This is a genomic window from Pantoea sp. JGM49 (assembly GCF_018257655.1).
Taxonomy (GTDB): domain Bacteria; phylum Pseudomonadota; class Gammaproteobacteria; order Enterobacterales; family Enterobacteriaceae; genus Pantoea; species Pantoea communis.
Window position 1 is genome coordinate 1 of the sequence record NZ_JAERJM010000031.1, and the last position, 9,502, is coordinate 9,502.

Genomic DNA, 9,502 nt, shown 5'->3' on the forward strand with positions numbered 1-9,502 from the left:
AAAATCATGTCCGACGAACATTTCCAGCAGGGTGGCACCAACATCCACTATCTGGAGAAAAAACTCGGCCTGCACGAGAAGTAATCGCAGCGCAGAGCAAACAAAGGCCGGTTAATCCGGCCTTTTTCATTTTTGTTACCGTTGAGGTTGCATGATGGATTGGCGTTTTTTACAAGCGAACAAAGAGGCGCGCTGGGCATTTTATCTGACGCTGGCGTACCTCGCCGTCTGGGGCCTAAGTGCCTGGCTAGGCGGCAATGAGAGCGGCATCACCGGATTACCGCACTGGTTTGAGCTCTCCTGCATTTTCGCCCCGCTGCTATTTATCGTCCTTTGCTGGGTGATGGTTCGCCTGTTGTATCGCGACATGTCGCTTGAGGATCAAGATGGACAGTGAAATCATTCTGCCGCTATTAGCCTATCTGGTCTTGATCGCCGGTTTATCGGTGTTTGCGATGCGCAAACAGCGTCAGGGCAATTTCCTCACCGAATACTTCCTCGGCAGCCGTTCGATGGGTGGTTTTGTGCTGGCCATGACGATTACCTCCACCTACATCAGTGCCAGTTCGTTTATTGGCGGGCCGGGTGCTGCCTATAAATATGGTCTTGGCTGGGTATTGCTGGCGATGATTCAGGTGCCGGCGGTGTGGCTCTCGCTCGGTGTATTAGGAAAGAAATTCGCCATTCTCGCGCGCCGCTATAACGCTGTGACGCTGAATGACATGCTATATGGCCGCTACGGCAGCACACTGCTGATTTGGCTCTCCAGTATTAGCTTATTAGTGGCTTTTGTTGGCGCAATGACCGTACAGTTTATTGGCGGTGCACGCTTGCTGGAAACCGCTGCGGGTATTCCTTACGACACCGGCTTATTAATTTTTGGTGGCACCATCGCGCTGTATACCGCGTTTGGCGGCTTCCGTGCCAGCGTACTCAACGATGCAATGCAAGGCCTGGTAATGCTGGTCGGCACCTTCCTGCTGCTGTTTGCCATTATCCATCAGGCGGGTGGACTCGAAACGGCCGTGACGAAACTGCGCACCATCGATCCCCAACTCGTGTCGCCGGAAGGTGTTGGCAACGTCATTAATCCGACATTCCTGAGTTCTTTCGCCGTGCTGGTCTGCTTTGGCGTGATTGGTTTGCCGCATACTGCGGTGCGCTGTATCTCCTATAAAGACAGTAAAGCCATGCATCGCGGCATCATTCTGGGCACCATCGTCGTGGTGATTCTAATGCTCGGCATGCATCTGGCGGGGGCGTTAGGTCGTGCCATTCTGCCGGATCTCACTGTTCCGGATCGCGTGATCCCGACGCTGATGATCACCGTGTTGCCGCCAATGGCAGCCGGCGTGTTTCTCGCTGCACCGATGGCAGCAATCATGTCAACGATTAACGCGCAGCTGCTGCAATCCTCCGCTACGCTGATCAAGGATCTCTATTTGCGTATTGCGCCACAGCACAGCGAGAATGAATCGCGCTTGCGTATGCTATCCGGCACTATCACTTTCGTGCTGGGCATATTGCTGTTACTGGCGGCGTGGAATCCACCGGATATGATTATCTGGCTCAATCTGCTGGCCTTTGGCGGACTGGAAGCCGTGTTCCTCTGGCCGCTGGTATTGGGACTGTATTGGGAGCGCGCTAATTCGACAGGTGCTATCAGCGGCATGGTTGTCGGCGCGGCTTGCTATACCTTACTTGCCAGCCTGAAAATTGAACTATGGGGCTTTCACCCTATCGTTCCCTCATTGACCTTAAGCCTGCTGGCCTTCGTGGTGGGTAATTTGTTTGGCAGCACGCCTGAAGCGCGTCACGCCGCGGTGAAATAAAGAGAAACGCTATGCCTTGGATTCAAATCAAAATTAACAGTACCGGCGAAAATGCCGAGCCGCTGAGCGATGCGCTGATGGACGTGGGCGCCGTCTCGGTGACGTTTCAGGATACCCATGACAACCCGGTTTACGAACCGCTGCCGGGTGAAACACGCTTATGGGGCGATACGGATGTGATTGGTCTGTTCGACGCCGAAACCGAGATGGACGATGTGGTGGCCGAACTGCGTCAACATCCACTGCTGGGATCGCATTTCCATCACAAGATCGAGCAGATCGAGGATAAAGACTGGGAACGTGAATGGATGGATAACTTCCACCCGATGCGTTTTGGTGAACGTTTGTGGATCTGCCCGAGCTGGCGGGACGTGCCGGATCCGAATGCCGTCAACGTGATGCTGGATCCGGGCCTGGCGTTTGGTACCGGCACCCACCCGACCACTTCGCTCTGTCTCACCTGGCTTGATGGACTTGATCTGCAAGGCAAAACTGTGATCGATTTTGGCTGTGGATCCGGCATTCTCGCAATAGCCGCCCTTAAACTGGGCGCGTCGCAGGCTATCGGGATTGATATTGATCCGCAGGCTATTCAGGCCAGCCGTGACAATGCTGAGCGCAATGGCGTTTCTGATCGTCTGTCGCTCTATCTACCGCATCAACAGCCGGAAAACCTGCAAGCTGATGTGGTTGTCGCCAATATCCTCGCAGGCCCGCTACGTGAGCTGGCGCCGCTGATTAGCGTATTGCCAAAGGCGGGCGGACATCTGGGATTGTCGGGCGTATTAGCCAGCCAGGCTGAAGGGGTGTGCGAAGCCTATGTAGAGCGCTTCGTACTTGATCCGGTGGCTGAAAAAGAGGAGTGGTGCCGTATTACCGGCGTGCGCCGCTGAGTTTGATCACCGGCTGGCTTCGCTGGCCGGTTTGCTGTTTGGCCATCAGACAGTGAAAGCAACTCACCCTCTGCATATCAGCCGAAAATCTGCTACCTGAAAGCAATCAAATTAGTACATTTAATAATCACATCGCCGTCATTTCTCTGGCTAATTACCGGATGTGGCGGTTTTTATGTCGTGATTTTGGGCATGTTTTAAGAAAAACTTTTGCTCACAATTTCAGCATAATTTTTTAATGCACTGAATTATATAGATTATTAGTTGTAGCATTGCTGTTAAGGCCGAATTCCTCGCAGTTTAACGGTGAATTGTTCAAAGTTTGGCCTTTCATCTTCGTTAAAAAATGCGTAATATACGCCGCCTTGCGAACAGTTAGGGTCACTTCTTTTTCATGCGCATTGGACACCATCAGCTACGTAATCGACTCATCGCTGCACCTATGGCTGGCGTTACCGACAAGCCATTTCGCACCTTGTGTTACGAGAACGGCGCGGGTATGACTGTCTCCGAGATGCTGTCATCAAACCCAGAAGTTTGGGCCAGTGATAAATCCCGTTTGCGTATGGTGCATAGTGACGAGCCTGGAATCCGTGCCGTGCAAATTGCCGGTTGCGATCCTGATGAGATGGCTGCAGCCGCGCGCATTAATGTGGCGTCTGGCGCGCAGGTCATTGATATCAACATGGGCTGCCCGGCTAAGAAAGTGAATCGTAAGATGGCTGGCTCAGCACTGCTGCAGCATCCGTCACTGGTGGAGTCCATCCTCCGTGCGGTAGTGAATGCAGTTGATGTACCGGTTACGCTGAAGATTCGCACCGGCTGGGACAAAGAAAATCGTAATTGTGTAGAGATTGCCCAATTGGCTGAACGCTGTGGCATTCAGGCTCTCACCATTCATGGCCGCACGCGCGCCTGTTTGTTTGAGGGGCACGCTGAATACGACAGCATTCGGACAGTTAAGCAGAGCGTTTCCATTCCGATTATCGCGAATGGTGACATTACTGACCCGCACAAAGCCAGAGCGGTGCTCGACTATACCGGAGCCGATGCTCTGATGGTTGGACGCGCTGCTCAGGGAAGACCGTGGATCTTCCGGGAAATCCAGCATTATCTGGACACAGGGGAGCTGCTGGCACCGAAGCCGCTGGCTGAAGTGAAGCAAATGCTGATTGGACATATACGGGAACTGCACGACTTTTATGGTCAGCGCAAGGGATACCGTATTGCTCGTAAACACGTTTCCTGGTATTTGCAGGAAAGTGCTCCTGATGACCAGTTTCGGCGCACATTCAACGCCATAGAGGATGCCAGCGAACAGCTGGAGGCGTTGGAGGCATACTTCGAAAATCTTGCGTAAACGAAATAAAGAGCTGAAAGAACTATGTTCGAACAACGCGTAAATTCTGATGTACTGACCGTTTCTACCGTTAACTCACAGGATCAGGTGACGCAAAAGCCACTTCGTGATTCGGTAAAACAGGCACTGAAGAACTATTTTGCTCAACTGAATGGTCAGGATGTAAGTGATCTGTATGAGCTGGTATTGGCTGAAGTTGAGCAGCCTCTGTTGGACATGGTGATGCAGTACACCCGTGGCAACCAGACCCGTGCAGCTCTGATGATGGGTATCAACCGTGGTACCCTGCGTAAGAAGCTGAAAAAATACGGCATGAACTAATTGTTCTTTGCTGCGCTAACGCCAACCCTCGGGTTGGCGTTTTTGTTTGTGCCTCACCAATCGTTTCCCTGTGTTAGCAACGGATGAAACAATTGTCGCGGATATGGTAACGATAGTTGCAATTGCATCCGTGATATTTCGTCTCTCTTACCGCACGTCTTTTGCCCCTTTTTAGCGCCTGCTTTGTGCGTCATAACGCCCGCCATGCCGCTTTCCCAGTGATCCTGCACTGTTTCTACCGTAACCCTGCAAACGCATACATTTTATCCTGAGTGATGGCTCACACTGCTTCCACATAGTGAAACTATTTGCACTATTTGTGATCGCGTCGTCTCGTCATGCAGCCTTTTGGTGCGCGATAGTAGCCTAAATTTCTGGATGCGTCCTTTTATTAAAAGATCTTTCCAGTGAATTCAGGATTCTGCAAACCTGGCATTACCTTTGCAGAGTCGTGGATGGCTAACCGCCACAGACAGAAAAAAGCGCACATTAAAGTGCGTGCAAACATAACAACACACGATCTCGCCACACAGGATGCTTTATGAAAAAGATGATGCTTTCCACCCTGGTCGCTGCAGCCTCGCTGTTCGCCATTACTCAACAAGCGCACGCAGGCACCACGCTGGATGCCATTAAAAAGAAAGGTTTCGTACAGTGCGGTATCAGCGATGGCCTGCCAGGCTTCTCCTACGCTGATGCCAGCGGCAAATTTACCGGAATCGACGTGGATGTTTGCCGCGCTGCTGCGGCTGCGGTATTTGGTGATGCAAGCAAGGTGAAATACACCCCGCTGACGGCTAAAGAGCGTTTCACTGCGCTCCAGTCTGGTGAAGTGGATATCTTGTCTCGTAATACCACCTGGACCTCTTCGCGCGATGGTGGCATGGGCTTCTTGTTCGCTGGTGTGAACTACTATGACGGCATCGGCTTCCTGACCCATAAGAAAGCGGGTCTGAAAAGCGCCAAAGAGTTGGATGGTGCCACCGTATGTATTCAGGCCGGTACCGATACCGAGCTGAACGTGGCTGACTACTTCAAAGCCAACAAAATGCAGTACACGCCAGTGACCTTCGACCGTTCTGATGAGTCAGCGAAAGCACTCGACAGTGGCCGCTGCGATACCCTCTCTTCCGACCAGTCTCAGCTGTATGCACTGCGTGTGAAACTCGGCAAACCAGATGATTTCATCGTGCTGCCAGAAGTGATCTCTAAAGAGCCGCTGGGTCCTGTGGTACGTCGTGGTGATGACGACTGGTTCACCATCGTTAAATGGTCTCTTTACGCCATGCTGAACGCAGAAGAGATGGGCGTGAGCTCTAAGAATGTTGATCAGATGGCGGCCAAACCCACTACCCCGGATATGGCTCACCTGTTGGGTGCAGAAGGTGACTTCGGTAAAGACCTGAAACTTGATAATAAATGGGCTTACAACATCATCAAACAAGTCGGTAACTATCAGGAAGTGTTCGATCGCAACGTGGGTAAAGACAGTGCACTGAAAATCGCGCGTGGCCAGAATGCACTCTGGAACCAGGGCGGCATCCAGTACGCTCCACCAGTACGCTAAGTCTGTTCTGCCAGTCGGGCACCGCACCCTGCGGTGCCCAAGCGTTTTCTTCACTGAGGTTTCAACATGTCACAACGCCCAACCGTAAAGAGGGATTTTTCGTTTGGTAATCCTACGGTTCGCGCCTGGCTTTACCAGATCATCGCGATTGTGGCCGTGCTTGCTGTGGTGGGATATCTGGTCCACAACACAGTAATCAACCTGGCCAACCGCGGCATCACTTCCGGTTTCGGATTTCTTGAGCGCAATGCCGGTTTCGGCATCGTCCAACACCTGATCGATTACACCGAAGGCGATACTTACGCGCGCGTGTTTATGGTGGGGTTGACCAATACCCTGCTGGTTTCCGCACTCTGCATTGTATTTGCCTCCATCCTGGGCTTCGCCGTGGGGCTCGCGCGTCTGTCTGAAAACTGGCTGCTGCGTAAACTCTCGACCATCTACATCGAGACGTTTCGTAATATCCCACCGCTGCTGCAGATCTTCTTCTGGTACTTTGCGGTGTTGCGCAACCTGCCAGGGCCACGTCAGGCACTCAATGCGTTTGATCTGGCGTTTGTCAGTAACCGCGGTTTGTATATTCCGTGGCCAGAGTATGCACCTGGCACCTGGCCATTCCTGATTGCGCTGGCACTGGCCATCCTCGGCAGCGTTGCGCTTTTCCGCTTCAACCGTAAGCATCAATTAAAAACCGGCCAGTTACGCCGCACGTGGCCAGCCGCTGCAGGTTTGATTGTGCTGTTACCCCTGATTGCACACACATTGTTTGGTGCCGCAACGCATTGGGATGTACCAGAACTGCGCGGATTCAACTTCCGCGGCGGCTTTGTGATGATCCCGGAGCTGGCGGCGTTAACGGTGGCGCTTTCTGTGTATACCTCATCGTTCATTGCGGAAGTGATTCGCTCCGGGATTCAGTCGGTGCCGCACGGTCAGAATGAAGCAGCCCGTTCGCTGGGTCTGCCAAATCCGGTCACGATGCGTCAAGTCATCATCCCGCAGGCAATGCGCGTGATCATTCCACCGTTAACCAGTCAGTATCTCAATATCGTGAAGAACTCATCACTGGCGGCGGCCATTGGCTATCCCGATATGGTGTCGTTGTTTGCCGGTACCGTGCTGAACCAAACTGGCCAGGCGATTGAAACTATTGCGATTACCATGGCGGTCTATCTGATCATCAGCCTGCTCATTTCACTGCTGATGAACCTCTACAACCGCAAAATTGCGCTAGTTGAGCGATAAGAGAACGGGATCATTATGTCTGTTACCACACACGAAACACCGCCCGTACCCAGCAATCCGCTAGGAAAAGCCTGGCTTTGGGCGCGCAAAAATCTGTTCTCCAGCTGGCTCAATACCCTGCTCACGCTGTTCAGTTTCTGGATCATCTGGAGTGTGATTCCTCCGGCGCTGGATTGGCTGATCTTCCAGGCTAACTGGATTGGTGAAACGCGCGCGGATTGCACCAAAGCCGGTGCATGTTGGGTATTTATCCACGCACGTTTTGGCCAATTCATGTATGGGCTTTATCCACATGAATTGCGCTGGCGCATTAATCTGGCGTTGGTGATTGGTCTACTGTCGATCGTTCCCATGTTCATTAAGTCTATGCCACGCCGTGGTCGCTACATTGCCTGCTGGGCGGTGATCTATCCGATCATTGTTTGGCTGCTGATGTATGGCGGGTATCTGGGGCTGGATCGCGTGGAAACCCGCCAGTGGGGCGGTCTGACGCTGACGCTGATTATTGCCTCAATTGGCATCGCTGGTGCGCTGCCGTTGGGGATTCTGCTGGCGCTGGCTCGTCGTTCAAAAATGCCCGTGGTTCGCACCCTGTCAGTGATTTTCATTGAGTTCTGGCGTGGTGTGCCACTGATTACCGTGCTCTTTATGTCATCGGTAATGCTGCCGCTGTTTATGGCAGAGGGCACGACTATCGACAAGCTGGTACGTGCGCTGGTCGGCGTGATTCTGTTCCAGTCCGCTTATGTTGCAGAAGTGGTGCGTGGCGGCTTGCAAGCACTGCCAAAAGGGCAGACTGAAGCGGCGGAATCACTGGCACTCGGCTACTGGAAAACGCAGATGCTGGTTATTCTGCCACAGGCACTTAAGCTGACCATCCCTGGTTTAGTGAATACCATCATCGCACTGTTTAAAGATACCAGCCTGGTGATCATCATCGGCCTCTTCGATCTCTTCAGTAGCGTGCAGCAAGCCACCGTTGACCCCACCTGGTTGGGCATGTCGACCGAAGGCTATGTGTTTGCTGCCATGGTCTACTGGATTTTTTGTTTTAGCATGTCGCGCTATAGCCAGCATCTGGAGAAGCGCTTCCACACCGGGCGTAAATCGCACTGAGGTTTTACATGACACAAATTATGACTAATGCGGCTGACGCCATGATGATTACGCTCGAAAACGTGAATAAATGGTATGGTCAGTTCCATGTTCTTAAAGATATTAACTTGCTGGTGAAACCCCGCGAACGCATTGTTCTTTGTGGGCCTTCGGGGTCAGGGAAATCGACGACTATTCGTTGCATCAATCATTTAGAAGAGCATCAACAAGGCCGTATCGTAGTAGATGGCATCCATCTTAACGATGATGTGCGCAATATTGAGCGTGTTCGTACCGAAGTCGGCATGGTATTCCAACATTTTAATTTGTTCCCGCATCTTACCGTGTTGCAAAACTGCACCCTGGCGCCGATTTGGGTGCGTAAGATGCCGAAGAAAGAAGCGGAAGAGTTAGCGATGCATTATCTGCAACGCGTGCGTATCGCGGAACATGCCCATAAGTTTCCAGGACAGTTGTCAGGAGGGCAGCAACAACGTGTGGCGATCGCGCGTTCACTGTGTATGAAACCGAAAATCATGCTGTTCGATGAACCGACTTCAGCGCTCGATCCAGAAATGGTAAAAGAGGTTCTCGATACAATGATTGGTCTGGCAGAAGATGGTATGACGATGTTATGCGTGACGCACGAGATGGGCTTTGCGCGTACTGTGGCGGACCGGGTGATCTTTATGGATCGCGGAGAGATTGTTGAGGAAGCGCCGCCGCAGGAGTTCTTCGCGAATCCGAAATCAGAACGTACACGCGCCTTCCTTTCTCAAGTTATTCATTGATATTCAATGGGCTACTTAAGCCTCTGCGCAATCTGGCAGAGGTTTTTTTATGACCTTGATATTATCTCGCATTAACTCATTCGACGTTTTTGACGAATCTTGAGCCTGGTTGCGAGTTTTAAACATACAAAAAAGCCCTGAACTTTCGTTCAGGGCTTCTGTGTTTGATGCCTGGCAGTTCCCTACTCTCGCATGGGGAGACCCCACACTACCATCGGCGCTACGGCGTTTCACTTCTGAGTTCGGCATGGGGTCAGGTGGGACCACCGCGCTAAAGCCGCCAGGCAAATTCTGTTATTTACCGAACTCACGCTTTAAAACTGGTGCTGATACCCAGAGTCGAACTGGGGACCTCACCCTTACCAAGGGTGCGCTCTACCAACTGAGCCATATCAGCA

At 52.1% G+C, this 9,502-nt stretch carries 10 protein-coding genes, 1 tRNA gene and 1 rRNA gene; 10 read left to right on the forward strand and 2 right to left on the reverse strand.

Annotated elements, in window-relative coordinates; translation table 11 throughout:
* The 10 genes from JK231_RS25630 to JK231_RS25140 all read left to right on the forward strand — a co-directional run.
* The coding region (locus JK231_RS25630; RefSeq protein ID WP_249221851.1) for a hypothetical protein at nucleotides 1–84 on the forward strand (84 nt) is incomplete at its 5' end.
* Nucleotides 85–154: 70 nt separating this feature from the next.
* Nucleotides 155–397 (forward strand): YhdT family protein, encoded by a 243-nt coding sequence (locus JK231_RS25100; RefSeq protein ID WP_034830168.1) that lies wholly within the window; start codon nucleotides 155–157, stop codon nucleotides 395–397.
* Nucleotides 387–1,832: a sodium/pantothenate symporter gene (gene panF, locus JK231_RS25105; protein WP_034830170.1), complete on the forward strand. Its 1,446-nt coding sequence runs from the start codon at nucleotides 387–389 to the stop codon at nucleotides 1,830–1,832. Before JK231_RS25100 ends, panF begins: the two co-directional genes overlap by 11 nt.
* 11 nt (nucleotides 1,833–1,843) lie before the next feature.
* Entirely contained in the window at nucleotides 1,844–2,725 is an 882-nt protein-coding gene (prmA, locus tag JK231_RS25110; protein WP_211729897.1) for a 50S ribosomal protein L11 methyltransferase, read from the forward strand.
* Nucleotides 2,726–3,119: 394 nt separating this feature from the next.
* The gene (gene dusB / locus JK231_RS25115) at nucleotides 3,120–4,085 is read left to right on the forward strand and encodes a tRNA dihydrouridine synthase DusB (RefSeq protein WP_038644355.1); all 966 of its coding nucleotides are present in this window, start codon (nucleotides 3,120–3,122) and stop codon (nucleotides 4,083–4,085) included.
* Between the two features lie 24 nt (nucleotides 4,086–4,109).
* Nucleotides 4,110–4,406, forward strand: coding sequence for a DNA-binding transcriptional regulator Fis (fis, locus tag JK231_RS25120; RefSeq protein ID WP_003855228.1), 297 nt, complete (start codon nucleotides 4,110–4,112; stop codon nucleotides 4,404–4,406).
* A 541-nt stretch (nucleotides 4,407–4,947) separates the two neighbouring features.
* Nucleotides 4,948–5,973, forward strand: coding sequence for an amino acid ABC transporter substrate-binding protein (locus tag JK231_RS25125; protein ID WP_211729898.1), 1,026 nt, complete (start codon nucleotides 4,948–4,950; stop codon nucleotides 5,971–5,973).
* A gap of 66 nt (nucleotides 5,974–6,039) precedes the next feature.
* Nucleotides 6,040–7,218 (forward strand): amino acid ABC transporter permease, encoded by a 1,179-nt coding sequence (locus tag JK231_RS25130; protein WP_034830186.1) that lies wholly within the window; start codon nucleotides 6,040–6,042, stop codon nucleotides 7,216–7,218.
* A gap of 15 nt (nucleotides 7,219–7,233) precedes the next feature.
* Nucleotides 7,234–8,334 (forward strand): amino acid ABC transporter permease, encoded by a 1,101-nt coding sequence (locus JK231_RS25135; RefSeq protein ID WP_160834681.1) that lies wholly within the window; start codon nucleotides 7,234–7,236, stop codon nucleotides 8,332–8,334.
* 8 nt (nucleotides 8,335–8,342) lie between these two features.
* Nucleotides 8,343–9,104, forward strand: coding sequence for an amino acid ABC transporter ATP-binding protein (locus JK231_RS25140; protein WP_034830190.1), 762 nt, complete (start codon nucleotides 8,343–8,345; stop codon nucleotides 9,102–9,104).
* Between the two features lie 169 nt (nucleotides 9,105–9,273).
* Here JK231_RS25140 and rrf read toward each other — a convergent pair.
* Together rrf and JK231_RS25150 are read right to left on the reverse strand one after the other, a co-directional pair.
* Nucleotides 9,274–9,389, reverse strand: a 5S ribosomal RNA gene (gene rrf / locus JK231_RS25145).
* A 36-nt stretch (nucleotides 9,390–9,425) separates the two neighbouring features.
* Nucleotides 9,426–9,501 (reverse strand) — tRNA-Thr (locus tag JK231_RS25150).
* Nucleotide 9,502 lies beyond the last annotated feature (1 nt).

What these genes read in the sequence shown, in the direction of transcription:
- JK231_RS25100 (WP_034830168.1), top strand. Translation starts at nt 155, where the DNA reads ATGGATTGGCGTTTTTTACAAGCGAACAAAGAGGCGCGCTGGGCATTT.
- panF (WP_034830170.1), top strand. Translation starts at nt 387, where the DNA reads ATGGACAGTGAAATCATTCTGCCGCTATTAGCCTATCTGGTCTTGATC.
- prmA (WP_211729897.1), top strand. Translation starts at nt 1,844, where the DNA reads ATGCCTTGGATTCAAATCAAAATTAACAGTACCGGCGAAAATGCCGAG.
- dusB (WP_038644355.1), top strand. Translation starts at nt 3,120, where the DNA reads ATGCGCATTGGACACCATCAGCTACGTAATCGACTCATCGCTGCACCT.
- fis (WP_003855228.1), top strand. Translation starts at nt 4,110, where the DNA reads ATGTTCGAACAACGCGTAAATTCTGATGTACTGACCGTTTCTACCGTT.
- JK231_RS25125 (WP_211729898.1), top strand. Translation starts at nt 4,948, where the DNA reads ATGAAAAAGATGATGCTTTCCACCCTGGTCGCTGCAGCCTCGCTGTTC.
- JK231_RS25130 (WP_034830186.1), top strand. Translation starts at nt 6,040, where the DNA reads ATGTCACAACGCCCAACCGTAAAGAGGGATTTTTCGTTTGGTAATCCT.
- JK231_RS25135 (WP_160834681.1), top strand. Translation starts at nt 7,234, where the DNA reads ATGTCTGTTACCACACACGAAACACCGCCCGTACCCAGCAATCCGCTA.
- JK231_RS25140 (WP_034830190.1), top strand. Translation starts at nt 8,343, where the DNA reads ATGACACAAATTATGACTAATGCGGCTGACGCCATGATGATTACGCTC.